Raw genomic sequence first — 23,840 nt, forward strand, 5'->3', positions numbered from 1 at the left:
TTCGGTCTTGCGTCTCCGACTCTATCAGATCTTTCCGATCCGATTTCCTCGGTGCTTTCCGGTCCCATTCGCTTTCGCTCCGGGCCCTTCCGGCGTGGTCACTACTTTAGCGGATTTCCCCGGTGACTCATAATCGAGTCATTTGAAACGCATTACGGCACGCCGAAATACGCCCTCGCCGAGGGAATCTTCATGAGTAGTGGGTGGCCACTGCAGGGGGTGCTTGAAGAAGCAGGCCCTGATCCAGCGGCTCGGGCCACATTACGCACTTCGTCGGCCGGAGTCAAGGCGCCTCTTGCGGGGGGTGTGGGCGCGGTACGGGCTCACCGTCGGGTCGCCCTCGATCCAGAAGCGCCAGGGGTGCGGGGCGCCCTCGCCGCCGACGCCCGTGCGGGGGCCGCTGCGGACGAGGGACGGGGCCGGCGGGATGCCGGTGAGGACGGTGAGCGGGGCGTCCGGGTCGCCGCATGCGTCCTCCCCGTTCAGGGAGAGCGCGACGTCGAGGGCGGTGGCCAGGCGGGCCGGGCCCTTGGCCAGCTCCTCGTCCTTGCGGGCCGAGCGGCGGCGGGGGCGGGCCTGCTCGGCGCCGCTCACGATCTCCCCCGCGCGCAGCAGGACCCCGCTCGCGCTGCCCTCAGGGCCGCACACCAGGTTGAGGCAGTGCCACATGCCGTAGGTGAAGTACACGTACACGTGTCCGGGCGGGCCGAACATGACGGCGTTGCGGGCCGTCCGTCCACGGAAGGCGTGCGAGCCCGGGTCGATCTCACCGGCGTACGCCTCCACCTCCGTGAGGCGCAGTTCGATCCGTCCCTCCTCCGTGGTGCGGACGAGGGTGCGTCCCAGGAGGTCGGGGGCGACCTCCAGGACGGGGCGGTCGAAGAAGGACCGCGGGAGCGGCGTACGGTCGGGGCTCTCGTTCATGGCGTCCGAGCGTAATGGGGGCCGGCGCGGAACCGGTTACCGTCTTCGCGCGTATGTAGGGGTCAGGACCAGAAGGAGTGAAAGCCATGGGATTCAAGAAGCTGCTCGCGAGCCTGGGTGCCGGTGGGGCCACCGTGGAGACGGTGCTCACCGAGGAGAACGTGGTTCCGGGCGGGGTCGTCCAGGGTGAGGTGCGGATCCAGGGCGGCAGCGTCGACCAGCAGATCGAGGGGCTGTCCGTCGGGCTCCAGGCGCGCGTCGAGGTCGAGGGCGGCGACCAGGAGCACAAGCAGGACATCGAGTTCGTGAAGGTGCGCCTCGGCGGGGCCTTCCAGGTGCAGGCCGGTGCGGTGCACGTGGTGCCGTTCGGGCTGGAGATCCCGTGGGAGACGCCGATCACCGCCGTGTCCGGGCAGCAGCTGCGCGGCATGCACATCGGTGTGACCACGGAGCTGGAGATCGCCCGCGCCGTGGACTCCGGTGACCTGGACCCGGTCAACGTGCACCCGCTGCCCGCGCAGCAGGCGATCCTGGACGCCTTCCTCCAGCTGGGCTTCCGGTTCAAGAGCGCGGACATGGAGCGGGGTCACATCCGGGGGACGCGGCAGAAGCTGCCCTTCTACCAGGAGATCGAGTTCTTCGCGCCGCAGCAGTACCACGGCCTGAACCAGGTCGAGGTCAGCTTCGTCGCCGACGACCGCGAGATGGACGTCGTCCTGGAGATGGACAAGAAGCCGGGCCTGTTCACCGAGGGCAGCGACTCCTACCGGTCCTTCAAGGTGGGGCTGCACGACTTCCACACCACCGATTGGGCGGCTTACCTGAACCAGTGGCTCGCCGAGGTCGGCGGCCGTCGCAACTGGCTCTAGGCTCGGGTCCGTAAGGCCGCCGGGGCATCGGGCCGCGAGGCAGGACGGCCGCGGCGGCGACGGGCGATACGGAGGGTTTCTACGTGTCCGAGGGCAAGAGGGCGCCGCTCCCCCACGACTTCCATCCGCCGGTGCCGGCGTTCACCGTGGTGAGCGACGACATCGCGCCGGGCGGGGTCCTGAAGGACGCTCAGGTGTACGCGGAGGGGAACACCTCGCCGCAGCTGCGCTGGGAGGGGTTCCCGGCGGAGACCGAGAGCTTCGCCGTCACCTGCTTCGATCCGGACGCCCCGACGGGCAGCGGGTTCTGGCACTGGGTGCTGTTCGACATCCCGGCGTCGGTGACGGAGCTGCCGGCCGGTGCCGGGTCGGGTGCGTTCGAGGGGCTGCCGGCCGGTGCCGTGCACGCCCGGAACGACTACGGCGCGAAGGAGTTCGGCGGCGCCGCTCCCCCGGCCGGGGACCCGGCGCACCGCTACGTCTTCACGGTGTACGCGGTGGACGCCGAGAAGCTCGGGCCGGACGCCGACGCGTCGCCGGCGGCGGTCGGGTTCAACCTGCGGTTCCACACGCTGGGCCGTGCGCAGTTGGTCGGTGAGTACGCGGCTCCCGCGGCAGGCTGATCGTTCGTTTGTTGTTTGCCCGCTTCTGGTCTTGGAGAGATCAGAAGCGGGCACCTTTTGTTTCGCGGGAAATTGCGTTGTCCGACCCGGCCGGCCCGGCCATCGTTGATCCAAGCCCGCCAGGGGGTGGGCCGGCACACGGGAGGTGGGCAACATGCGGGACACGCTGGTACTCAACGCGAGCTTCGAGCCGCTGTCGACGGTCACTCTGAACCGTGCGGTGGTGCTCGTGCTGCAGGCCAAGGCCGTCGTCGAGCAGGCCCATCCCGAGCTGCGGGTGCGCGGTGCCGCCGTCGATCTGCCGGTGCCCCGGGTGATCAGGCTCTGCCGGTACGTCCGGGTGCCCTTCCGAAGACAGGCGCCGTGGTCGAGACGGGGGGTGCTGGTCCGGGACCAGCACCGGTGCGCGTACTGCGGGAAACGGGCGACGACGGTCGACCACGTCGTGCCGCGGGCCCAGGGGGGCCGGGACACCTGGCTGAACACGGTGGCGTCCTGCGCCGAGGACAATCACCGCAAGGCCGACCGGACGCCGGAGCAGGCGGGGATGCCGCTGCTGCACCAGCCGTTCGAGCCGACTCCGGCGGACGCGATGCTGCTCGCGCTGCGGGCGAGCGAGCGGTCCGCGCTGCCGGAGTGGCTGGCCCGCTCCGCCGCATAGACGCGTACCCGCGGATTCCATGCGTATGCCGTGTGTGCGAGGGCCCGTCTCCCCGATGGGAGGCGGGCCCTTCCGTGTCACCCGAGGGTCAGCTGGAGGATGGCGACGACGCCGACGGCGATGATCACCCCGCGCAGGACGGTGGGCGACAGCCTGCGTCCGACCTTGGCGCCGAGCTGGCCGCCGATCGTGGAGCCGACGGCGATGAGGAGGACGGCCGTCCAGTCGAAGTCGGCGACGAAGAGGAAGAAGACGGCGGCGACGCCGTTGACGAGGGCTCCGAGGATGTTCTTGACGGCGTTGACGCGCTGGAGGTCGTCGTGGAGCAGCAGGCCCATGAGGGAGAGGTAGAGCACGCCCTGGGCTGCACCGAAGTATCCGCCGTACACGCTGGCGAGGAGGAGGCCGACGAGGAGGGCGGGGCCGCCGTCGGGGTGCGCCTCGGACCCGGTCCGCTCGCGTCGGCGCTGCACGGCCGCCGCGATGCGGGGCTGGAGGAGGACCAGGACGAGGGCGAGTCCGATGAGGACGGGGACGATCGCGTCGAAGGCGTCGGACGGGAGGGCGAGGAGCAGGATCGCGCCGATCAGGCCGCCGACGAGGGCGGCGGCGCCGAGGCGGAGGATGCGCTTCCTCTGGCCCTTGAGTTCGCGGCGGTAGCCGATGGCGCCGCTGACGGAGCCGGGGACGAGGCCGAGGGCGTTGGAGACGTTGGCGGTGATCGGTGGCAGTCCGGTCGCCAGGAGGACCGGGAACGTGATCAGCGTTCCCGATCCCACGATGGTGTTGATGGTGCCGGCGCCGATGCCGGCGGCGAAGACCGCCAGGGCTTCCCAGATGGACAACGCCATCTCCTTACAGGATCGGTGGGTCGCCTCCCCGCTCCGAGGGCGTCGGGGTCGAGGGGCTCGTACCGATCATGCACGAGGATTACGTGTACGTGTCAGTCAACCGGCGGTTCGTCTCGCCTTTCGGGCGCGCCGGTCCGGGTGTTGAAGCCGGGGGTGCCGGCTCCGATGTTGCCGAAGGCGCCGGAGAGGCCCTTGAGGGCGTCGCCGATCTCGCTGGGCACGATCCAGAGCTTGTTGGCGTCGCCCTCGGCGATCTTCGGGAGCATCTGGAGGTACTGGTAGGAGAGGAGCTTCTGGTCGGGGTCGCCGGCGTGGATGGCCTCGAAGACCGTGCGGACGGCCTGGGCCTCGCCCTCGGCGCGCAGTGCGGCGGCCTTGGCCTCGCCCTCGGCGCGCAGGATCTGCGACTGCTTCTCGCCCTCGGCGGTGAGGATCGCGGACTGGCGGGTGCCCTCGGCGGTGAGGATGGCGGCGCGCTTGTCGCGCTCGGCGCGCATCTGCTTCTCCATCGAGTCCTGGATGGAGGTCGGGGGCTCGATGGCCTTGAGCTCGACGCGGTTGACTCGGATGCCCCACTTGCCGGTGGCCTCGTCGAGGACGCCGCGCAGGGCCGCGTTGATCTCCTCGCGGGAGGTGAGGGTCCGTTCCAGGTCCATGCCGCCGATGATGTTGCGGAGGGTGGTGACGGTGAGCTGTTCGATGGCCTGGATGTAGCTGGCGACCTCGTAGGTGGCGGCCCGGGCGTCGGTGACCTGGTAGTAGATGACCGTGTCGATGTTCACGACCAGGTTGTCCTGGGTGATCACCGGCTGCGGCGGGAAGGGGACGACCTGTTCGCGCAGGTCGATCCGGTTGCGGATCGAGTCGATGAACGGGACGACGATGTTCAGTCCGGCGTTGAGCGTGCGGGTGTAGCGGCCGAAGCGCTCGACGATCGCCGCGCTCGCCTGCGGGATGACCTGGATCGTCTTGATCAGGGCGATGAAGACGAGCACCACCAGAATGATCAGGACGATGATGACTGCTGACATCGTGTTCCCCGTGCCCTTCGCTGCCGGTTGACTGCCGGTTTGCTTTCGATGATCGAGTCTCGCAGACGCCGGAACGTCATGGGCGAGGTTCGGTCACATGACCACGGCGGTAGCGCCGTCGATCTCGACGACGTCGACCTGTTCGCCCGGTTCGAAGGTCTGTCCGGCGTCGAGCGCGCGGGCGGACCAGATCTCTCCGGCGAGTTTGACGCGGCCCCCGCCGCCGCCGTCGATCCGTTCCAGGACGACGGCCTGACGCCCTCTCAGGGCGTCGACGCCGCTGGAGAGGCCGGGGCTGTCGCCCCGGTGGCGGGCGGCGAGCGGGCGCACCACCGCGACGAGCGCCACGGAGACGACGACGAAGACGAGTACTTGGGGGACGATGCCGAAGCCGAGGGCGGCGGTCACCGCTCCCGCGACCGCTCCCACGGAGAACATGCCGAATTCCGGCATCGCGGTGAGGACCAGGGGAATGCCGAGCCCCACCGCGACGATCAGCCACCACACCCACGCGTCGATGTCCACACGGTCATGGTAGGGCGGTGGGGTGCTTCCGGGACAGGGCGCGGTGCTGTGCGGTCACGGCGCCCGGCCGGTCACTTCAGCGGCAGGCCGCGGGCGGTCCAGCGGTCCTCCAGGCGCTCGACGATCAGCGGGAGGCCGAAGCAGAGGGAGAGGTTGCGGGAGGTGAGCTCGGTCTCGACGGGGCCGGCGGCGAGGACCCTGCCCTGACGGATCATCAGGACGTGGGTGAAGCCGGGGGCGATCTCCTCCACGTGGTGGGTGACCATGATCATGGAGGGGGCGTACGGGTCGCGGGCGAGGCGGCCGAGGCGGCGGACCAGGTCCTCGCGGCCGCCGAGGTCGAGGCCGGCGGCGGGCTCGTCGAGGAGGAGGAGCTCCGGGTCGGTCATCATCGCGCGGGCGATCAGGGTGCGCTTGCGCTCGCCCTCGGAGAGGGTCCCGAACCTGCGGTCCAGGTAGTCGTTCATGCCGAGGCGGTCGAGGAAGGCCTTGGCGCGGTCCTCGTCGACCGGGTCGTAGTCCTCGTTCCAGGTGGCCGTCATGCCGTACGCGGCGGTGAGGACGGTCTGGAGGACGGTCTGGCGCTTGGGGAGCTTCTCCGCCATGGCGATGCCGGCCATGCCGATGCGGGGGCGGAGTTCGAAGACGTCGGTGCCGACGCCGCCGAGCTGCTCGCCCAGGATGCGGGCGGTGCCCTTGGTGGGGAAGAGGTAGCTGGAGGCGACGTTCAGGAGGGTGGTCTTGCCGGCGCCGTTGGGGCCGAGGATCACCCAGCGTTCGCCCTCCTTGACCGACCAGGAGACGTCGTCCACCAGAGCCCGTCCGTCGCGGACCACGGATACGTCCACCAGCTCCAGTACATCGCTCATGAGCGCGTTGTCTCCCCTTGCGGTCGAGTGTCGTCGCCTTGCGCCGGCGGGCGCGGCGTCCAGGGGAAAACCTACGTTATCGACGGAGCGGGCCGGACAGGCCCTGGTGTTTCCCCCGGTTCCTTAGTCTGGGGGGATGCTTTCGGAACCACGCTCAGGACGTCTGGCCGCATGGGGCAATGCCCTGCTGGCCGGAGCGGTGTCGCCGGACGAGGCGGCGTCGGCCATTGTCGGGGAGGACGCGGTGCACCGCGTGGAGGGGCTGCCGGGTGAGGCGGGGCCGGTGGGGCTGACGCTGGCCCTGGGGCGGCTGCGGCGGCTCGGGGTGACCGGGTGGCGGGTGGCGCTGCCGGCGCCGGGGCATCCGCTGGGGCTGAGCGGGCCGCCGGACTTCAACGCGCGCGCGTTGGAGGCGGAGGAGGCCGTGGTGGGGTTCGGCGCGCCGTACGGGCTCGTGCCGGAGGTCGCGGAGGCGGGTCCGGCGGGGGACGTGCACGTGGCGGTGGTGTGGCGGTGTCTCGCGGTGCGGGAGGCGCCGCCGGCGGACGTGCCGTCGCTCGGCGAGGCGGAACGGGAGCTGGCGGAGGCGCTGCGGGACGCGACGGCGGTGCTGACCCGGCTCGACGTGGCGGCCTCGGGCCCGGCGGCGGACGCGGCGCGGGAGGCGTACCGGGCGCGGTCGGAGGCGGGCCGCGAGGTCCTGGCCCCGGGCTACCCGCCGCGCGCGGTCCGGGTCCTGGAGCTGGCGCAGCGGATCGGCCTGCTCGTGGACCTGGCGTACGACCACGGGCACGGGGGCGCGGTGAGCGCGTCGGAGATCGCGGCGCGGGGGGAGGCGCTGCGGCCGGTGGAGCGGGTGGCCCGGCGGGCGCGGGTCGCCGCGTACAACGCGTACGTGGAGGAGAGGGAGCGGGAGCGGGGGTTCTGAGGGGGCTTTCGCGACGGTCCCCGGCGGGTTCGGTGGAGACGGGGGAAACCCCCGGCTCCGGGGGGATCGTCCGGGGCCGGGGGTCGCGGCGGCGGGTCAGTCGTTGACGGCGCCGTTGCCGAAGGCCGGGTTGAGCAGGCCGATCACGTCGACCGTGTTGCCGGAGACGTTCACGGGGACGTGGACCGGGACCTGCACCAGGTTGCCGGAGGCGACGCCCGGGGAGTGGACGGCCGCACCCTCGGCACCGGCGTCGGCGGAGGCGACGCCCGCACCGGCGGCGACGATGCCGCCGGCGACCATGGTGAGGGCGGCGGCCTTCTTGAGCTTCTTCACTTGGTGTTTCCTCCTGGTCGTCGCTGCGGCCGGTCCGCCGCAGCACGCCATGGAGAACGCCCCGCCTCCCGGGAGGTTGCGCCGAACGGGGGACGTACACACGACGGTATGAAGGGGTGAACGGTCGTGCGCCCGGCGCGCGGCGGGGGCGCGTCAGCGGGTGAGGCCGTGGCGCACCGCCCAGAGGGCCGCCTGGGTGCGGTCCGCGAGGTCGAGTTTCATCAGGATGTTCGAGACGTGCGTCTTGACCGTCTTCTCGGAGAGGACGAGGGCGCGGGCGATCTCGCGGTTGGAGCGCCCGTCCGCGATCAGGCCGAGGACCTCGCGCTCCCGTTCCGTGAGGGACGGGCCCCGTCCCGTACCGCCGTGGGAGTCGTCCTGGGAGAGGAGCGCGCCGGCGACCTCGGGCTGGAGGAGGACGTGCCCGGCGTGGACGGAGCGGATCGCGCCGGCCAGGGCGTCGGGGTCGATGTCCTTGTAGACGTACCCGGAGGCGCCGGCGCGGAGGGCGGGGACGACCGTGCGCCGCTCGGTGAAGCTGGTGACGATCAGGACCCTGGCGGGGTTGGCGAGCTCGCGGAGCCGCTTCAGGGCCTCGATCCCGTCCGTACCGGGCATCTTCACGTCCATGAGGACCACGTCGGGGCGGAGCTCCTCGGCGCGGGCGACGCCCTCGGCGCCGTCGGAGGCCTCTCCCACGACCTCTATGTCGTCCTGCACCTCCAGGAAGGTGCGCAGGCCTCGGCGGACGACCTGGTGGTCGTCGACCAGCAGGACACGGATCGGTTTGTCAGCCACCGGGAACCTCCATCTCGATCGTGGTGCCCCCGCCCGGGGCCGAGGTGACGGTGAGCCGTCCGCCGACGCCGCCCGCCCGGTCCCGCATGGAGACCAGTCCGAGGTGGCGTCCGGCGCTGCGGACCGTGCGCGGGTCGAAGCCCTTGCCGTCGTCGGTGACGGTGAGCCGGGCGCCCTGGCCGCTGCGGGTGAGGGAGACCCGGACCAGCTCGGCGTCCGCGTGCCGCAGGGCGTTGTGCAGGGCCTCCTGGGCGACCCGGAGGACGGCCTCCTCCTGGGCGGCCGGCAGGGCGCGGGTGCCCGGGCTCTCGAAGGTGACCCGGGCGGAGTGGGCCCGGTCCAGGACCTGGATCTGGGTACGGAGGGTGTGGACGAGGCCGTCCTCGTCGAGGGCGGCGGGGCGCAGCTCGACGACGGCGGCGCGCAGCTCGTCGGCGGCTTCGGCGGCGAGCGCGGCGACCTGCTGGAGCTCGCCCTTGGCGCGGACCGGGTCGCGGTCGACGAGGGCGGCGGCGGCCTGGGCGGTCAGCCGGAGCGAGAACAGCTTCTGGCTGACGGCGTCGTGCAGCTCGTGGGCGAGGCGGGAGCGCTCCTCGACGATGGTGAGCTCGCGGCTGCGCTCGTACAGGCGCGCGTTGGTGAGGGCGATGGCCGCGTGCTGGGCGAGGGTCGAGAGCAGCTCCTCGTCCTCGGCCGTGAAGCCGCAGCTGCCGTCCTCCTTGGCGCAGCGCTTGTTGGCGAGGAAGAGGGCGCCGAGGATCTCGTCGCCGTCCCTGACGGGCAGGCCGAGGAAGTCGGACATCTCGGGGTGGGCGTCGGGCCAGCCCTCGAAGCGGGGGTCCTCGCGGACGTCGGCGAGCCGCTCGGGCTCGGCCTTGTGGAGCATCGAGGCGAGGATGCCGTGCTGGCGGGGCAGCGGGCCGATCGCCCGCCACTGCTCGTCGCTGACGCCGTCGACCACGAACTGGGCGAAGCCGCCGTGGTCGTCGGGGACGCCCAGGGCCGCGTACTCGGCGTCGAGGAGCTCGCGGGCCGAGGCCACGATCGTCTTGAGGACGTCGTGGACCTCCAGGTGGCGGCTCATCGCCAGGATCGCGGTGCTCACGGCGGTGAGGCCGGAGCTCGGTCGATGGCTCATGTGTTCACCGTACCGGCGGGGTGTGACCGTCCGTATCCGTCCGGGGACGAGGCCGGGGCGGGCCTCGGGACCTAGGTCGGAGGGTCCGTTCCGGCGGGCGTGGGGGCCCGTACGCCGTGGTGGCGAGGGGTCCCCGTCTCCGGCGGGAGTTCGGGGGCGCTCTTCTCCTCCCTACGGAGGAGGCTGCTCACCGTGCGAGTTGCTTGAGCAACTCGGGGTGACTCCGGGGTCTCCCCCGTGTGAGGCGCCGCATAGGACGCACGTCACTTACGAAGTTCCTTAGTAGAGACCTTAAGGTCGGATAAGGACGGAGAAAAACGGGCACACAGGACGCCGCACGGGCCGCCCTCGACCCCCCGATCCACTATCCGGCTTCGTACGTCACACCTTTGCCAGCGCATTTTGCTGCCGCTAAGAATTGCATCCGTCGCCGCCGAGTGAGGCGCGTGCCGCCCCCGGCCGGAGCGACCCCCAGCGATTCGAAGAGGTAGTCCTGCATGTCTGCGAACACCTTTGGCCACAGTCGTCGTGGTCTGAAGAAGACCCACAAGGCCACGATCGCCGGCGTCGCCGCTCTGGGTGCCGCCGCGCTCACGCTCTCCCTGGTGCCCGGCAACGGTTCCACCGAGACCGAGCCGCAGGCTCTCTCCGGAACACAGCAGGTCGCGTGGTCCTACAACGCGAACAGCACCCAGGCCAAGGCGCTGGCCGCCAGCCTCAACGAGCAGCAGACCGCCCTCGGTCTGAAGGCTCAGCAGGAGGCCAAGGCGAAGGCGAACCTGGCCGCCCAGGCGAAGGCCGCCGCCGAGGCCAAGGCCGCGAAGGCCAAGGCCGTCGCCCAGGCCCAGGCGAAGGCCCAGGCCGCCGCCAAGGCGAAGGCCCGGGCCGCCGCGGAGAAGCGCGCCGCCGAGAAGGCCGCCGCCAACCGCTCCGTCACCCGCACCCCGGTCTTCGCGAACAACCTCGACGGCTGGATCCGCGAGGCGCTGTTCATCATGGACAAGCACGACATCCCGGGCACCTACGCGGGCATCCACCGCAACATCATCCGGGAGTCCAGCGGCAACCCCCGGGCCATCAACAACTGGGACATCAACGCCATCAACGGCATCCCCTCGAAGGGTCTGCTCCAGGTCATCCAGCCGACCTTCGAGCGGTACCACGTCAAGGGCACCAAGTTCGACCTGTACGACCCGGTCGCCAACATCGTCGCGGCCTGCAACTACGCCGCCGACCGCTACGGCTCGATGGACAACGTCAACAGCGCGTACTGATCGCGCGCCGGTACGCCGAAGGGCGGCACCCCTGTGCGGGTGCCGCCCTCGGGCGTTGTCGCGCGGTCGCCTACTTGCGCATGACCTCGGGCTCGTGGCGGCGCAGCAGTCGCGCCACGACCACGCAGAAGACGGCCGCCATCAGGAGCTGGACGCCGAGGTCCATGCCCCACTGCCCGGCCGTGTGCTCCCACAGGGGGTCGGTGTCCGTGGGGTTCTTCGGGTCCCACGGCGGCATCAGCCGGCCCAGGTCGAGGGTGGTGCCGGCGCCCGCGATGCCCCAGCGCGACGGCATCAGCCAGGCGAACTGCTCCAGGCCGGGCGAGCCGTACACCTGGAACAGGATGCCGGTGAAGACGACCTGGACGATCGCGAACATCACCAGGAGCGGCATGGTCTTCTCGGCGGTCTTCACGAGCGCGGAGATCACCAGGCCGAACATCATCGAGGTGAGGCCCAGGGCGATGACCTGGACGCACAGCTCGACGGCCGGCGGCATGAAGAGGCCCTCCTCGGGGAGCGCCCGGGTGGAGAAGCCGATGCCGCAGATGATAACGCCCTGGAAGGCCGTGATCAGGCCGAGGACGATCACCTTGGACATCAGGTACGCGGAGCGGGAGAGGCCGGTGGCGCGCTCCCGTTCGTAGATGACCCGTTCCTTGATCAGTTCGCGGACCGAGTTGGCGGCGCCGCTGAAGCACATGCCGACCGCGAGGATCAGCATGATCGTTCCGGCGTCGCCGTTGAAGCGGGACGGCGGGGTCGGCGAGCCGAGCCCGAAGTCCGCCGGGATGACGACCGAGACCGCGCCGAGGACGGCCGGCAGGATCACCATCAGGCCCAGGAAGCCCTTGTCGGACGCGATCACCGAGACGTAGCGGCGGATCAGGGTCCACAGCTGGGAGCCCCAGCCCTGCGGCTTCGGCGGGCGGGACATCGCCTGCTGCGGCACCTGGACGGGCTGGGCGGCGACGGCGTCGATGTCCGCGGCGTACATCTGGTAGTGCTGCGAGCCCTTCCAGCGGCCCGCCCAGTCGTAGTCGCGGTAGTTCTCGAAGGCGGAGAAGACGTCGGCCCAGGTGGAGTAGCCGAAGAAGTTCAGCGCCTCCTCCGGCGGGCCGAAGTACGCCACCGAGCCGCCGGGCGCCATCACGAGCAGCTTGTCGCACAGGCCCAGCTCGGCCACCGAGTGGGTGACGACGAGGACCGTGCGGCCGTCGTCCGCGAGGCCGCGCAGCAGCTGCATGACGTCGCGGTCCATGCCCGGGTCGAGGCCGGAGGTCGGCTCGTCCAGGAAGATCAGCGAGGGCTTGGTGAGGAGCTCCAGGGCCACGGAGACGCGCTTGCGCTGGCCGCCGGAGAGCGAGGTGACCTTCTTCTCCTTGTGGATGTCGAGCTTGAGCTCGCGCAGCACCTCGTCGATGCGGGCCTCGCGCTCGGCGGTCGCGGTGTCGCCGGGGAAGCGGAGCTTGGCCGCGTAGCGCAGCGCCTTCTGGACGGTCAGCTCCTTGTGCAGGATGTCGTCCTGCGGGACCAGACCGATGCGCTGGCGCAGCTCGGCGAACTGCTTGTAGAGGCTCCGGTTGTCGTAGAGGACGTCGCCCTCGTTGGCCGGGCGGTAGCCGGTCAGCGCCTTGAGGAGGGTGGACTTGCCGGAGCCGGACGGGCCGATGACGCCGATCAGCGACTTCTCCGGGACGCCGAAGGTGACGTCCTTGAGGATCTGCTTGCCGCCGTCGACCGTGACCGTGAGGTGTCGGGCCGAGAAGGAGACCGAGCCGGTGTCGACGAACTCTTCCAGCTGGCCGCCGACGATGCGGAAGGTCGAGTGGCCGACGCCGACGATGTCCTGCGGGCCGAGGAGGGCCGTGCCGCCCTTGGGGATCGGCTGGCCGTTGACGTACGTGCCGTTGTGCGAGCCGAGGTCGCGGATCTCGAAGCGCCCGTCGGGCGTCGCGTGGAACTCGGCGTGGTGGCGCGAGACCTGGAGGTCGGAGACGACCAGTTCGTTCTCGAGGGCACGGCCGATGCGCATGACGCGGCCGAGCGACAGCTCGTGGAACGTGGTGGGGCTGCGGTCGGAGTAGGCCGACGACGCCCCCGCGGCGGCGCCGGGGTGACCGTGCCCCTGCTGGTGCGGGACCTGCGGCTGCGCGGGCTGCTGCTGCCAGTTCGGCCGCGGCGGATCCTGGTGCTTCGACACCTGGTGCGGCGGCTGGTGCTGCGGTGCCTGGTGCGGCTGGTGCTGCGGCGGTGCCTGGTGCGTGACCCACTCGGCCTGCTCCGCGGCCTGGTGGGCCGGGACGGGACGGGCCGCCTGCTGCTGCTGTGCAGACTGCTGCTGCGCGGGCTGCTGGGGCTGGTGCCCGGCCTGGGCTCCGGCGGCGAGATTCAGCCGCGGGCCGTCGTTCGCGTTGCCCAGGTGGACGGCCGAGCCGGGGCCGATCTCCGTCTGGTGGACCCGCTGCCCCCGGACGAACGTGCCGTTCGTGGAGCCGTGGTCCTCGATGACCCAGCTCCGGCCGCTCCAGCTGATCGTGGCGTGGCGCCACGAGACCCTGGCGTCGTCGAGGACCAGGTCCCCCTGCGGGTCCCGGCCCACGGTGTACGACCTGGACGGATCGAGGGTCCAGGTCCTTCCATTCAATTCCAGTACGAGTTCTGGCACTCCACGCCCCACTACTTGTCCCCCGATGTACCCCCGTCGCTGGGAGTCCAGGGATGGCGAACATCCGGGGGGAACTATTTCAGGCCCGGTCCCCTCTCCGAAAGTCGGGGCGCGGGCGGGGTGCGGCCGGGAACGCGGGTGGAACACGGGAGGGCCGCGGGTGGGGCACGGGCGGGTCGCCGGAGGGCCGTCCGGGTGTCCGGTACGCGGGACGGGGGGCCGGGGGGCGCGCGGTGCCCGATACGGTGGAACCACCATGAGCGCATCGCAGACCTCAGACGTTCCCCCCTCGGACGTTCCCACCCTTCTCGTCAAGATCTTCGGGAAGGACCGCCCCGGGATCACCGCGGGACTCTTCGACACCCTCGCCGCCTACTCCGTCGACGTCGTGGACATCGAGCAGGTCGTCTCGCGCGGCCGCCTCGTGCTGTGCGCGCTCGTCACCGAGCCGACCGTCGCGTCGCAGGGCGAGCTCCGGGCGACCGTGCACAGCTGGGCCGAGTCGCTGAAGCTCCAGGCCGAGATCATCTCCGGCACGGGCGACAACCGCCCCCGGGGCGAGGGGCGCTCGCACGTCACCGTGCTGGGCAACCCGCTCACGGCGGAGCGGACGGCGGCCATAGCGGCCAGGATCGCGGAGACCGGCGGCAACATCGACCGTGTCTTCCGCCTCGCGAAGTACCCGGTGACGGCGGTCGAGTTCGCGGTCTCGGGCTGCGAGACCGAGCCGCTGCGGACCGCGCTCGCCGTCGAGGCGCACACCATCGGGGTCGACGTGGCCGTGGTCTCCGCCGGTCTGCACCGGCGCGCCCAGCGGCTCGTCGTCATGGACGTGGACTCGACCCTGATCCAGGACGAGGTGATCGAGCTCTTCGCGGCGCACGCGGGCTGCGAGGACAAGGTCGCCGAGGTGACGGAGGCCGCGATGCGCGGCGAGCTGGACTTCGAGCAGTCCCTGCACGCGCGGGTGGCGCTGCTCGCCGGCCTCGACGTCTCGGTGGTGGACAAGGTGCGCGCCGAGGTGCGGCTGACGCCCGGGGCCCGGACCCTGATCCGTACGCTCAAGCGGCTCGGCTACCAGGTGGGGGTGGTCTCCGGCGGCTTCACCCAGGTCACCGACGATCTGAAGGAGCGCCTGGGGCTGGACTTCGCCTCGGCCAACACCCTGGAGATCGTGGACGGGAAGCTCACCGGGCGGGTCACCGGGGAGATCGTGGACCGGGCGGGCAAGGCGCGGCTGCTGCGCCGGTTCGCCGCGGAGGCGGGGGTGCCGCTGGCGCAGACCGTGGCGATCGGCGACGGGGCCAACGACCTGGACATGCTGAACGCGGCCGGGCTCGGGGTGGCGTTCAACGCCAAGCCGGTGGTGCGCAAGGCCGCCGACACGGCGGTGAACGTGCCGTTCCTGGACACCGTGCTCTACCTGCTCGGGATCACGCGCGAGGAGGTCGAGGCCGCGGACGGCGGCGAGGACCTGCTGCACTGAGCCGCCGCCGGTCCGGCGCGGCGCGGAGGGCCCGGTCGTCCTGGGGACGGCCGGGCCCTCGTGCATATGTACGGAGACCGGTGCGTACGCACGAGGACCCGGGGGCGTACGTACGGAGACCGGTGCGTACGGGAGGGGTGCGGCCCTCGTCAGTCGTGCGGGGTCCAGAAGTCGACGAGCGTGCCGACGCCGTGCTCGACCGACTTCCAGGAGCCGTCGAAGGCGAGGACGGCGAAGGCGGAGGTCGGGAAGCCGCTGCGGTTCATACGGGACCCGGCGTCGCCCTCGGCCCGGCCCGCGAGGGCGTCGGCGAGGGCGTGCACGCCGGGGTTGTGGCCGATGACCAGGAGGTCGGAGACCTCGTCCGGGACGTCGTTGAGCAGGGCGATGAGGTCGCCGAGCGAGGCCTCGTACAGCCGGTCCTCGTACACGGTCCTGGGGCGCTCCGGCAGTTCGTGCACGACGAGCTTCCAGGTCTCGCGGGTTCTGACGGCGGTCGAGCAGAGGGCCAGGTCGAAGCCGATACCGGTCTCGGCGAGCCTGCGGCCCGCGACGGGGGCGTCCGAGCGGCCTCGTTCGGCCAGGGGCCGCTCGTGGTCGGACACCTGGGGCCAGTCTGCCTTCGCGTGCCGGAGCAGCACGATCCTGCGGGGTGTATCGACGCTCATGGTCCACAGCTTCGCACGAAACCGTCCGCTCCGACTCAGAGAGGGAGCGTTTGCCGGACTTGCTCCAGGAGCCGTCCGACCGTCGGGTCTCCCCCGGTCGCGCGGGCCTCTCCCGGCCCGGTCATGAGCAGCAGGAGGGCGACGAACGCGGCCGCCGGGAGGGCGAGGGCCCACCAGGACAGCCGGGTGTCGACACCGGTCGCCGTGGTGCTGGTGCCGCTGCGCGTACGGACCGACATGGCCGCCTCCGTGGATGGGTCTCCGCTTTCGCCGTCGTCTCCCAACGTACGGAGCGCGGAGACGGCGGCCCATCCGGTGATCCACCCACTAGACCCTGAGACCCGCCCCCTAGGGGATGCGGGGGTTGTCCCCCCTGCCGGAAGGTCACGGGGGGGAGGTTCATAGGGCGGGATTCACGGAGCGGGACTCACTGGGCGGGGCTCAGGGAGCGGCGATGGAGGCGATGACGCCGATGACGACGGTGATGGCGATCATCGCGCCGAACACGGCGAGCAGCTTCTTCTGGCCGTTCGGGGGGTTGGGTTCGAGGACTGGCATGGGAACAGTCTCGCATCTCAGCATTCGTCCTCGACCGTCCGGTCCCGGCCCGCGAGGATTCCGACGATCATCTGAGGCACCATCAGGCCCCCCATGAGCGCGATGGGCAGTCCCCAGCCGCCGCTGTGCTGGTAGAGCACGCCGACCAGGAGGGGGCCGGGGATGGAGATGAGGTAGCCGACGCTCTGGGCGAAGGCGGAGAGGCGGACGACGCCGGTGCCGGTGCGCGAGCGCATGCCGATCATGGTGAGGGCGAGCGGGAAGGCGCAGTTGGAGACGCCGAGCAGCACCGCCCAGACCCAGGCTCCGGCGGCCGGGGCGAGGAAGAGGCCGGTGTAGCCGCCGAGGCCGCACAGGGCGAGGGCGACGACGATCGGGCCCTGGGTCTTCATGCGGGTGGCGAGCCGGGGGATGACGAAGGCGAGCGGGACGCCCATGACCATGGTGACGGCGAGGAGCACGCCCGCGGTGGAGGCGGGGACGCCGGCGTCGCGGAAGATCTGCGGCATCCAGCCCATGGTGATGTAGGCGCCGGTGGCCTGGAGGCCGAAGAAGGCGCCGAGGGCCCAGGCGGTGCGGCTGCGGGTGACGCGGGGCGCGGCCTGGACCGGGGCTTCGGCGGCGGCCGCGGCCCCCGTTTCCGTACGGGAGGTGCGGGAGGCACGGGAAACGCCGGAGACGCGGTCGTGGTCGCGGTCGCGCAGGAGCGGGAGCCAGGGCAGGACGGCGAGGGCGGCGAGGATCGCCCAGACGCCGAGGCCGAGGCGCCAGTCGCCGCCGAGGGCGTCGGTCAGGGGGACGGTCGCGGCGGCGGCCACGGAGGTGCCGAGGGCGAGCGCCATGGAGTAGAGGCCGGTCATGGTGCCGACGCGGTCGGGGAAGTACCGCTTGACGATGACGGGCATCAGGACGTTGCTGACGGCGATGCCCATGAGGGCGAGGGCGCTGGCGGCGAGGAAGGCGGCGGTGCCGCCGGCGAGGGGCCGCAGGACGAGGCCCGTGAAGATCGCGGCCATGCCCGCGCAGACGACGGCGGCGGGGCCGAAGCGGCGGGCGAGGCGCGGGGCGGTGATGCCGAAGACCGCGAAGCAGAGCGGCGGCACGGAGGTGAGGACGCCGGCGACGGTGCCGCTCATGTGGAGGCCCTCGCTGACCTCTTCGAGGAGGGCGCCGAGGCTGGTGATGGCGGGGCGCAGGTTGAGCGCGGCCAGGACGAGTCCGACGGTGACCGCGACGAGGAACCGGCGCCGGTCCGGGGCGGGCGGGGTGGCCGGGGAGGCCGGGCCGGTCCGGGTTGCCGGGTCGGTCCGGGTGGCCGAACCGGTCTGAGCGGCCGGAAGCTCCGTACCGGCGGGGCGGGCGTGGTCCGGTGCGGGAGAATCCCCGGCGGTGGCGGCCGGTCGGGCGGCGTGGTCGAGGGTCTTCGGCTCGTCGGGCATGGAGCCATCATAGAATCATGGGATGATTGGTTGTCCAATCTCGAACGAATGGGAAGGTGCCTCCATGGCCCTCGGCCACCCCCGGCGCGCAGGTCTCTCCGACCAGGTGATCGCCGAGCTGCGGAACCAGATCACCTCCGGCGAGTGGCCGGTGGGTTCGCGCATCCCGACCGAGCCCGAGCTGGTCGAGCAGCTGGGCGTGGCCCGCAACACGGTGCGCGAGGCGGTCCGCGCGCTCGCGCACAACGGGCTGCTCGACATCCGGCAGGGCTCCGGCACGTACGTGGCCGCCACCAGCGAGCTGGCGGGCGTCATGCACCGGCGCTTCGCGGGCTCCGACCCCCGGCACGTCGCCGAGCTGCGCTCGACGCTGGAGTCCGCCGCCGCGCGGTTCGCGGCGGAGCGGCGCACGGAGCGGGACCTCAAGCAGCTCGACGCCCTGCTCGTACGGCGCGAGGAGGCGTGGGGGACGGGGGACGCGGAGCGGTTCGTGACCGCCGACGCGGCCTTCCACCACGCGGTCGTCGCCGCCTCGGGCAACGAGGTCCTCACCGAGCTCTACGCGGACCTGGGCGATCTGCTGCGGCAGTGGCTGCGGGACGACGTGGGGCAGGAGCTGCGGCCGGAGAACCACATGGACCACGCGCGCCTGGTGGACGCGATCCGCGAGGGCGACGCGGAGCGGGCGGGCGCGGAGGCGGCCGGCTACCCCTTCATGTGCCTGCGGAGCCCGGCGCCGGAGCGGCGGACGGATCCGGGTCCGCCGGCTGGTGCGTGATCCAGGCGGACCGGACCTCCTTCCAGCAGCGGCCGGTGAGCTGGGCGTAGTCGGCGGGGCCGACGTCCACGGGGGCGCTGTCGGTGTCGACGTCCCACCACTGCTCGCACTCGACGTGGAGGCGGACCCGGTCGGTGCGCGGGTACGGGTTCTGACAGTGGGCCGTGACGCGGGAGCCCTCGACGTCGGTGCGGCAGGAGGCACCGAAGTTCTCCGGTTCCCCGGCGGCCGGGGCGGGCCGCTCCCGGGCCGGGGCGGGTGCCGCGCGCACCTCGGCGGCGAGGGCGACCCCGGTCAGCAGCACGGCGACCGAGGCGAACGCCCCGAATCCGTGACGTATCGCGCGCATGCCCGTACCTCCTCCCCGTCAGCAGCAGACCTTCACGCTCTGCACCAGTCTGGGGTCGTTCGGGCTACTTTTCGAGTCGAGTGTTCGATTTCGGCGTTCGGGAGACGGAGAAGGGCCGCGCGCACCGCCCCCGGGGGGCGGGCACACGGCCCTTCTCGTACGTACGGCAGGCGTCAGGCGCCGATCGCGTGCAGACCGCCGTCGACGTGGATGATCTCGCCCGTCGTCTTCGGGAACCAGTCGGAGAGCAGCGCGACGATGCCGCGGCCGGCCGGCTCCGGGTCGGTGAGGTCCCACTCCAGCGGGGAGCGGCTGTCCCAGACGGAGGCCAGCCCGTCGAAGCCCGGGATGGACTTGGCGGCCATCGAGCCGAGCGGGCCCGCCGAGATCAGGTTGCAGCGGATGTCCTGCTTGCCCAGGTCACGGGCCATGTAGCGGCTGGTGGCCTCCAGGGCGGCCTTGGCCGGGCCCATCCAGTCGTACTGCGGCCAGGCGTACTGCGCGTCGAAGGTGAGGCCGACGACGGAGCCGCCCTCGCTCATCAGCGGCAGCAGCGCCATCGTCAGGGACTTCAGGGAGAAGGCCGAGACGTGCATCGCGGTGGCGACGGACTCGAACGGCGTGTTGAGGAAGTTGCCGCCGAGCGCGTCCTGCGGGGCGAAGCCGATCGAGTGCACGACGCCGTCGAGGCGGTCGCCGAGGTGCTCGCGGACCTGGCCCTCCAGACGCGCGAGGTGCTCGTCGTTGGAGACGTCGAGCTCCAGGACCTTGACGTTCTCGGGCCGGGGCAGCTTCTTGGCGATGCGCTCGGTCAGCGTCGGCCGGGGCCAGGCCGTGAGGATGATCTCCGCACCCTGCTCCTGGGCCAGCTTCGCGGTGTGGAAGGCGATGGAGGACTCCATCAGCACACCGGTGATGAGGATGCGCTTGCCCTCGAGGATTCCACTCATGGTGATCAGTGACCCATGCCCAATCCGCCGTCAACCGGGATGACGGCTCCAGTGATGTACGCGGCGTCGTCGGAGGCGAGGAACCTCACCGCGGCGGCGACCTCCTCGGGCCGCGCGTACCGGCCCAGCGGCACCTGGGACACGATGCCCGCGCGCTGCTCGTCGCTGAGCACCGCGGTCATGTCGGTGTCGACGAAGCCGGGGGCGACGACGTTGAAGGTGATGTTGCGGGAGCCCAGCTCGCGCGCGAGGGAGCGGGCGAAGCCGACCAGACCGGCCTTGGAGGCCGCGTAGTTGGCCTGGCCCGCGGAACCGAGGAGGCCGACGACCGAGGAGATCAGGACGACGCGGCCCTTCTTGGCGCGCAGCATCCCGCGGTTGGCCCGCTTGACGACCCGGAAGGTGCCGGTGAGGTTGGTGTCGACGACGGAGGTGAAGTCCTCCTCGGACATGCGCATGAGGAGCTGGTCCTTCGTCACGCCGGCGTTGGCCACGAGGACCTCCACCGGGCCGTGCTTCTCCTCGATCTCCTTGTACGCCTGCTCCACCTGCTCGCCGTCGGTGATGTCGCACTTCACGGCCAGGCAGCCCAGCTCGGCCAGGGCGGCCGGCGGCTCGCCGGAGCGGTACGTGAACGCGACCTTGTCGCCGGCCTCGGCGAACGCGCGGGCGATGGCGAGGCCGATGCCCCGGTTTCCTCCGGTGACGAGAACCGAGCGGCTCAACGGATCACCCTTTCGATAGCGGTCTGGTAGCCGAAAACCTATCTGCATCGCTCCCGACATGAGGAATCGACCTCCGACAGTGGCGTACGGGCCGCACTGTCGGGTCCCTACAGCTCGGAGGTCCCGGAGGGCGACCGGCCGGCGGCCCGCCGCCGGGTCCGCGCGGGGTGCGTTCCGGGGCGCGGGAGGCGTGGTCCCGGGCGGAGGACCCCGCTCCCCGACCGCCGGGCCGCCGGGCGGGGAGCGCGGTCCGGGGCGCGGCCGGACCGCCCGGCGGGTACCGGCTCGCCTTGTGTCGTTGCCCCAATGCCCGGCACGCGGTGGCCGGTTGGGACCGGTTCCGCCGAGGGCGCACGCCAATGCGACGCCCCGACCGCCCCTCCCGTGATTGACTTCCCGGGCAGTTCCGTGACCGTCCCGCGAGACCGTCTTCCGAGTCTTCCGATCACCGAGAGCGAGGCCGCTCGTGGTCCATCAGATCGACCCTTCGTTCGTCGCGCTGCCCCTTCGGGCACTCGCCGACGCGGCGCTCGCCCGAGCGCGCGCGCTGGGTGCCGAGCACGCCGACTTCCGCCTGGAGCGGGTGCGCAGCGCCTCGTGGCGACTGCGCGACGCCAAACCGTCCGGATCCTCCGACACCACGGACCTCGGCTACGCGGTGCGGGTGGTGCACGGCGGGGCCTGGGGATTCGCCTCCGGGGTCGACCTGACCATGGACGGGGCGGCCCGGGTCGCCTCGCAGGCGGTCGCCATGGCCAAGCTGTCGGCGAAGGTGATCGCGGCGGCCGGTTCCGACGAGAGGGTGGAGCTGGCGGCGGAGCCGGTGCACGAGGACAAGGTGTGGATCTCCTCGTACGAGATCGACCCCTTCTCCGTGCCCTCCGAGGAGAAGAGCGCCCTGCTCGCCGACTGGAGCGCGCGGCTGCTGCGGGCGGAGGGCGTGGCGCACGTGGACGCGTCGCTGCTCACCATCCATGAGAACAAGTTCTACGCGGACACGGCCGGGACCGTGACCACCCAGCAGCGCGTGCGGCTGCACCCGCAGCTCACGGCGGTGGCCGTGGACGGGACGACCGGCGAGTTCGACTCGATGCGGACGATCGCGCCGCCGGCCGGGCGCGGCTGGGAGTACCTGACCGGCACGGGCTGGGACTGGGACAAGGAGCTGGACGAGATCCCGGCGCTGCTCGCCGAGAAGATGCGGGCGCCGAGCGTCGAGGCGGGGCGGTACGACCTGGTCGTGGACCCGTCGAACCTGTGGTTGACCATCCACGAGTCGATCGGGCACGCCACCGAGCTGGACCGGGCCCTGGGCTACGAGGCGGCCTACGCGGGCACCTCGTTCGCCACCTTCGACCAGCTGAACAAGCTGACGTACGGCTCCTCGATCATGAACGTGACGGGTGACCGGACCGCCGAGCACGGGCTCGCGACCATCGGCTACGACGACGAGGGCGTCGAGGCGCAGTCCTGGGACCTGGTGAAGGACGGCACGCTCGTCGGCTACCAGCTGGACCGGCGGATCGCGCGGCTCACCGGCCTGGGCCGGTCGAACGGCTGCGCCTTCGCGGACTCCCCCGCGCACGTGCCGGTGCAGCGGATGGCGAACGTCTCGCTCCGGCCGGACCCGGGCGGCCTGTCGACGGAGGACCTGATCGGGGGCGTGGAGCGGGGGATCTACGTGGTCGGCGACCGGTCCTGGTCGATCGACATGCAGCGGTACAACTTCCAGTTCACCGGGCAGCGCTTCTTCCGCATCGAGAACGGGCGGCTCGCCGGGCAGCTGCGGGACGTCGCGTACCAGGCGACGACCACGGACTTCTGGGGCTCGATGGAGCAGGTCGGCGGCCCGCAGACGTACGTCCTCGGCGGCGCCTTCAACTGCGGCAAGGCCCAGCCGGGCCAGGTCGCCGCCGTCTCGCACGGCTGCCCCTCCGCCCTCTTCCGGGGTGTCAACATCCTCAATACGACGCAGGAGGCCGGTCGATGAGCCGCGTCAGCAAGCCGTACGAGATCGTCGAGCGGGCCCTGGAGCTGTCCCGGGCCGACGGGTGCGTCGTCATCGCGGACGAGGAGTCGTCGGCCAATCTGCGCTGGGCCGGGAACGCGCTGACGACGAACGGCGTGACCCGGGGCCGTACGCTCACGGTGATCGCGACCGTCGACGGCGCGCGGGGGACCGCCTCCGGCGTCGTGTCCCGGTCCGCCGTGACCGTCGAGGACCTGGAGCCCCTGGTGCGGGCCGCCGAGGACGCCGCCCGGTCCGCCGGTCCCGCCGAGGACGCGCAGCCGCTGGTGGAGAACGTGTCCGCCTCCCCCGACTTCACGGACGCCCCGGCGGAGACCTCCTCCGCGGTCTTCGGGGACTTCGCGCCCGCGCTCGGCGAGGCCTTCGCCCGGGCCCGGGCCGGCGGCCGCGAGCTGTACGGCTTCGCCCACCACCAGCTGACCTCCACCTACCTGGGCACGTCGACGGGGCTGCGGCTCCGCCACGACCAGCCGAACGGCACCCTGGAGCTGAACGCCAAGTCCCCCGACCGCACGCGCTCGGCCTGGGCGGGGCGCGCGACGCGGGACTTCAAGGACGTCGACCCGGCGGCGCTCGACGCCGACCTCGCGGTCCGGCTCGGCTGGGCGGAGCGGCGGATCGAACTGCCCGCCGGGCGGTACGAGACGCTGCTGCCGCCGACCGCCGTGGCCGACCTGCTGATCTACCAGCAGTGGAACGCCGCCGCCCGGGACGCGGTGGAGGGCCGTACGGTCTTCTCCAAGCCCGGCGGCGGCACCCGGCTCGGCGAGACGCTCTCGCAGCTCCCGCTGACGCTGCGCAGCGACCCGAACGAGCCGGGCCTGGAGTCCGCGCCGTTCGTGATCGCGCACTCCTCCGGCGACGACTCGTCCGTCTTCGACAACGGTCTGCCGGTGGGGCCGATCGACTGGGTGCGGGAGGGGAGGCTGGAGCGGCTCGTCACGACCCGGCACTCGTCGGCGCTCACCCGGCTGCCGGTGGCCCCCGCGGCGGGGAACCTGATCCTGGACGGCGGCGGGAAGCGCTCCCTGGAGGAGATGGTGGCCGCCACCGAGCGCGGTCTGCTGCTGACCTGCCTCTGGTACATCCGCGAGGTCGACCCGGCGACGCTGCTGCTCACCGGGCTGACCCGGGACGGCGTCTACCTCGTCGAGAACGGCGAGGTGGTCGGCGAGGTGAACAACTTCCGGTTCAACGAGTCGCCGGTGGACCTGCTGTCACGGGCCTCGGAGGCGGGCCGTACGGAGAAGACGCTGCCGCGCGAGTGGAGCGACTGGTTCACCCGGGCCGCGATGCCCGCCCTGCGGGTGCCGGACTTCAACATGAGCTCGGTCAGCAAGGGGGTCTGACCCGCCTAGACTGG

At 71.7% G+C, this 23,840-nt stretch carries 25 protein-coding genes; 9 read left to right on the plus strand and 16 right to left on the minus strand.

What is annotated here, in order from left to right; all coding sequences use genetic code 11:
- Positions 1–261: 261 nt before the first annotated feature.
- The gene (locus tag ACFY7E_RS15575; protein ID WP_389484992.1) at positions 262–924 is read right to left on the minus strand and encodes a DNA-3-methyladenine glycosylase; all 663 of its coding nucleotides are present in this window, start codon (positions 922–924) and stop codon (positions 262–264) included.
- A gap of 86 nt (positions 925–1,010) precedes the next feature.
- Here ACFY7E_RS15575 and ACFY7E_RS15580 point away from each other — a divergent pair, with 86 nt between their 5' ends.
- From ACFY7E_RS15580 to ACFY7E_RS15590, 3 genes are all read left to right on the plus strand, one after another.
- Positions 1,011–1,793, plus strand: a complete 783-nt coding sequence (locus ACFY7E_RS15580; RefSeq protein WP_383446182.1) for a sporulation protein — start codon at positions 1,011–1,013, stop codon at positions 1,791–1,793.
- Between the two features lie 83 nt (positions 1,794–1,876).
- Positions 1,877–2,416, plus strand: a complete 540-nt coding sequence (locus ACFY7E_RS15585; protein ID WP_389484995.1) for a YbhB/YbcL family Raf kinase inhibitor-like protein — start codon at positions 1,877–1,879, stop codon at positions 2,414–2,416.
- 154 nt (positions 2,417–2,570) lie between these two features.
- Positions 2,571–3,077 carry an HNH endonuclease gene (locus ACFY7E_RS15590; RefSeq protein ID WP_389484997.1) on the plus strand — a complete coding sequence of 169 codons (507 nt, stop codon included), beginning with the start codon at positions 2,571–2,573 and terminating at the stop codon, positions 3,075–3,077.
- Positions 3,078–3,154: 77 nt separating this feature from the next.
- Here ACFY7E_RS15590 and ACFY7E_RS15595 read toward each other — a convergent pair whose 3' ends face one another.
- The 4 genes from ACFY7E_RS15595 to ACFY7E_RS15610 form a co-directional block, all read right to left on the minus strand.
- Positions 3,155–3,928 carry a sulfite exporter TauE/SafE family protein gene (locus tag ACFY7E_RS15595; RefSeq protein WP_389484999.1) on the minus strand — a complete coding sequence of 258 codons (774 nt, stop codon included), beginning with the start codon at positions 3,926–3,928 and terminating at the stop codon, positions 3,155–3,157.
- 92 nt (positions 3,929–4,020) lie between these two features.
- A complete protein-coding gene (locus tag ACFY7E_RS15600) occupies positions 4,021–4,959 on the minus strand; it encodes an SPFH domain-containing protein (protein WP_365550228.1) in 939 nt (312 codons plus the stop codon).
- A gap of 93 nt (positions 4,960–5,052) precedes the next feature.
- The gene (locus tag ACFY7E_RS15605; RefSeq protein ID WP_389485002.1) at positions 5,053–5,484 is read right to left on the minus strand and encodes an NfeD family protein; all 432 of its coding nucleotides are present in this window, start codon (positions 5,482–5,484) and stop codon (positions 5,053–5,055) included.
- A 71-nt stretch (positions 5,485–5,555) separates the two neighbouring features.
- Complete coding sequence (locus ACFY7E_RS15610; RefSeq protein WP_389485004.1) at positions 5,556–6,353, minus strand: ABC transporter ATP-binding protein; 798 nt, start codon at positions 6,351–6,353, stop codon at positions 5,556–5,558.
- Between the two features lie 136 nt (positions 6,354–6,489).
- Between ACFY7E_RS15610 and ACFY7E_RS15615 the strand changes: the two genes are divergently transcribed.
- A complete protein-coding gene (locus ACFY7E_RS15615) occupies positions 6,490–7,281 on the plus strand; it encodes a hypothetical protein (RefSeq protein ID WP_389485007.1) in 792 nt (263 codons plus the stop codon).
- A 96-nt stretch (positions 7,282–7,377) separates the two neighbouring features.
- Here ACFY7E_RS15615 and ACFY7E_RS15620 read toward each other — a convergent pair whose 3' ends face one another.
- The 3 genes from ACFY7E_RS15620 to ACFY7E_RS15630 form a co-directional block, all read right to left on the minus strand.
- Complete coding sequence (locus ACFY7E_RS15620) at positions 7,378–7,617, minus strand: chaplin (RefSeq protein ID WP_389485009.1); 240 nt, start codon at positions 7,615–7,617, stop codon at positions 7,378–7,380.
- 153 nt (positions 7,618–7,770) lie between these two features.
- Positions 7,771–8,415 (minus strand): response regulator, encoded by a 645-nt coding sequence (locus ACFY7E_RS15625; protein WP_389485012.1) that lies wholly within the window; start codon positions 8,413–8,415, stop codon positions 7,771–7,773.
- A complete protein-coding gene (locus ACFY7E_RS15630; RefSeq protein ID WP_389485015.1) occupies positions 8,408–9,553 on the minus strand; it encodes a GAF domain-containing sensor histidine kinase in 1,146 nt (381 codons plus the stop codon). The genes ACFY7E_RS15625 and ACFY7E_RS15630 overlap by 8 nt, the downstream gene beginning before the upstream one ends.
- A gap of 497 nt (positions 9,554–10,050) precedes the next feature.
- Here ACFY7E_RS15630 and ACFY7E_RS15635 point away from each other — a divergent pair, with 497 nt between their 5' ends.
- Positions 10,051–10,827 carry a transglycosylase SLT domain-containing protein gene (locus ACFY7E_RS15635; RefSeq protein WP_389485018.1) on the plus strand — a complete coding sequence of 259 codons (777 nt, stop codon included), beginning with the start codon at positions 10,051–10,053 and terminating at the stop codon, positions 10,825–10,827.
- A 70-nt stretch (positions 10,828–10,897) separates the two neighbouring features.
- Here the strand turns inward: ACFY7E_RS15635 and ACFY7E_RS15640 are convergent, their stop codons facing one another.
- A complete protein-coding gene (locus ACFY7E_RS15640; RefSeq protein ID WP_389485021.1) occupies positions 10,898–13,507 on the minus strand; it encodes an FHA domain-containing protein in 2,610 nt (869 codons plus the stop codon).
- 244 nt (positions 13,508–13,751) lie between these two features.
- On the opposite strand from ACFY7E_RS15640, the gene serB reads away from it, so the two are divergent.
- Positions 13,752–14,981, plus strand: a complete 1,230-nt coding sequence (gene serB / locus ACFY7E_RS15645) for a phosphoserine phosphatase SerB (protein WP_389485023.1) — start codon at positions 13,752–13,754, stop codon at positions 14,979–14,981.
- 149 nt (positions 14,982–15,130) lie between these two features.
- Here the strand turns inward: serB and ACFY7E_RS15650 are convergent, their stop codons facing one another.
- From ACFY7E_RS15650 to ACFY7E_RS15665, 4 genes are all read right to left on the minus strand, one after another.
- A complete protein-coding gene (locus ACFY7E_RS15650; protein WP_389485026.1) occupies positions 15,131–15,649 on the minus strand; it encodes a SixA phosphatase family protein in 519 nt (172 codons plus the stop codon).
- 35 nt (positions 15,650–15,684) lie between these two features.
- Positions 15,685–15,888 (minus strand): hypothetical protein, encoded by a 204-nt coding sequence (locus ACFY7E_RS15655; RefSeq protein WP_389485028.1) that lies wholly within the window; start codon positions 15,886–15,888, stop codon positions 15,685–15,687.
- Between the two features lie 202 nt (positions 15,889–16,090).
- Entirely contained in the window at positions 16,091–16,207 is a 117-nt protein-coding gene (locus ACFY7E_RS15660) for an SGM_5486 family transporter-associated protein (RefSeq protein WP_260321902.1), read from the minus strand.
- A 17-nt stretch (positions 16,208–16,224) separates the two neighbouring features.
- Positions 16,225–17,646, minus strand: a complete 1,422-nt coding sequence (locus ACFY7E_RS15665) for a CynX/NimT family MFS transporter (RefSeq protein ID WP_389485032.1) — start codon at positions 17,644–17,646, stop codon at positions 16,225–16,227.
- 64 nt (positions 17,647–17,710) lie between these two features.
- On the opposite strand from ACFY7E_RS15665, the gene ACFY7E_RS15670 reads away from it, so the two are divergent.
- Complete coding sequence (locus ACFY7E_RS15670; RefSeq protein ID WP_389485035.1) at positions 17,711–18,424, plus strand: FadR/GntR family transcriptional regulator; 714 nt, start codon at positions 17,711–17,713, stop codon at positions 18,422–18,424.
- On the opposite strand, the gene ACFY7E_RS15675 is transcribed toward ACFY7E_RS15670, so the two are convergent.
- The 3 genes from ACFY7E_RS15675 to fabG all read right to left on the minus strand — a co-directional run bounded on the left by ACFY7E_RS15675 (position 18,360) and on the right by fabG (position 20,448).
- Positions 18,360–18,773, minus strand: a complete 414-nt coding sequence (locus tag ACFY7E_RS15675; protein ID WP_389485037.1) for a hypothetical protein — start codon at positions 18,771–18,773, stop codon at positions 18,360–18,362. The genes ACFY7E_RS15670 and ACFY7E_RS15675 overlap by 65 nt on opposite strands.
- Positions 18,774–18,946: 173 nt before the next feature.
- Entirely contained in the window at positions 18,947–19,723 is a 777-nt protein-coding gene (gene fabI, locus ACFY7E_RS15680; protein ID WP_389485040.1) for an enoyl-ACP reductase FabI, read from the minus strand.
- 5 nt (positions 19,724–19,728) lie between these two features.
- Entirely contained in the window at positions 19,729–20,448 is a 720-nt protein-coding gene (gene fabG / locus ACFY7E_RS15685) for a 3-oxoacyl-[acyl-carrier-protein] reductase (RefSeq protein ID WP_389485042.1), read from the minus strand.
- Between the two features lie 466 nt (positions 20,449–20,914).
- Here fabG and ACFY7E_RS15690 point away from each other — a divergent pair, with 466 nt between their 5' ends.
- On the plus strand, positions 20,915–22,438 hold the full coding sequence (locus ACFY7E_RS15690) for a TldD/PmbA family protein (protein ID WP_389485045.1): 1,524 nt from the start codon (positions 20,915–20,917) through the stop codon (positions 22,436–22,438).
- Positions 22,435–23,826, plus strand: a complete 1,392-nt coding sequence (locus ACFY7E_RS15695) for a metallopeptidase TldD-related protein (RefSeq protein WP_389485048.1) — start codon at positions 22,435–22,437, stop codon at positions 23,824–23,826. Before ACFY7E_RS15690 ends, ACFY7E_RS15695 begins: the two co-directional genes overlap by 4 nt.
- Positions 23,827–23,840: the final 14 nt, after the last annotated feature.

Source organism: Streptomyces sp. NPDC012825 (genome assembly GCF_042900925.1).
GTDB lineage: Bacteria > Actinomycetota > Actinomycetes > Streptomycetales > Streptomycetaceae > Streptomyces.

Coding starts and splice junctions, on each gene's coding strand:
- ACFY7E_RS15575 (WP_389484992.1), bottom strand. CDS start 924: ATGAACGAGAGCCCCGACCGTACGCCGCTCCCGCGGTCCTTCTTCGAC.
- ACFY7E_RS15580 (WP_383446182.1), top strand. CDS start 1,011: ATGGGATTCAAGAAGCTGCTCGCGAGCCTGGGTGCCGGTGGGGCCACC.
- ACFY7E_RS15590 (WP_389484997.1), top strand. CDS start 2,571: ATGCGGGACACGCTGGTACTCAACGCGAGCTTCGAGCCGCTGTCGACG.
- ACFY7E_RS15595 (WP_389484999.1), bottom strand. CDS start 3,928: ATGGCGTTGTCCATCTGGGAAGCCCTGGCGGTCTTCGCCGCCGGCATC.
- ACFY7E_RS15600 (WP_365550228.1), bottom strand. CDS start 4,959: ATGTCAGCAGTCATCATCGTCCTGATCATTCTGGTGGTGCTCGTCTTC.
- ACFY7E_RS15610 (WP_389485004.1), bottom strand. CDS start 6,353: ATGAGCGATGTACTGGAGCTGGTGGACGTATCCGTGGTCCGCGACGGA.
- ACFY7E_RS15615 (WP_389485007.1), top strand. CDS start 6,490: ATGCTTTCGGAACCACGCTCAGGACGTCTGGCCGCATGGGGCAATGCC.
- ACFY7E_RS15630 (WP_389485015.1), bottom strand. CDS start 9,553: ATGAGCCATCGACCGAGCTCCGGCCTCACCGCCGTGAGCACCGCGATC.
- ACFY7E_RS15635 (WP_389485018.1), top strand. CDS start 10,051: ATGTCTGCGAACACCTTTGGCCACAGTCGTCGTGGTCTGAAGAAGACC.
- serB (WP_389485023.1), top strand. CDS start 13,752: ATGAGCGCATCGCAGACCTCAGACGTTCCCCCCTCGGACGTTCCCACC.
- ACFY7E_RS15650 (WP_389485026.1), bottom strand. CDS start 15,649: ATGAGCGTCGATACACCCCGCAGGATCGTGCTGCTCCGGCACGCGAAG.
- ACFY7E_RS15655 (WP_389485028.1), bottom strand. CDS start 15,888: ATGTCGGTCCGTACGCGCAGCGGCACCAGCACCACGGCGACCGGTGTC.
- ACFY7E_RS15660 (WP_260321902.1), bottom strand. CDS start 16,207: ATGCCAGTCCTCGAACCCAACCCCCCGAACGGCCAGAAGAAGCTGCTC.
- ACFY7E_RS15665 (WP_389485032.1), bottom strand. CDS start 17,646: ATGCCCGACGAGCCGAAGACCCTCGACCACGCCGCCCGACCGGCCGCC.
- ACFY7E_RS15670 (WP_389485035.1), top strand. CDS start 17,711: ATGGCCCTCGGCCACCCCCGGCGCGCAGGTCTCTCCGACCAGGTGATC.
- ACFY7E_RS15675 (WP_389485037.1), bottom strand. CDS start 18,773: ATGCGCGCGATACGTCACGGATTCGGGGCGTTCGCCTCGGTCGCCGTG.
- fabI (WP_389485040.1), bottom strand. CDS start 19,723: ATGAGTGGAATCCTCGAGGGCAAGCGCATCCTCATCACCGGTGTGCTG.
- ACFY7E_RS15695 (WP_389485048.1), top strand. CDS start 22,435: ATGAGCCGCGTCAGCAAGCCGTACGAGATCGTCGAGCGGGCCCTGGAG.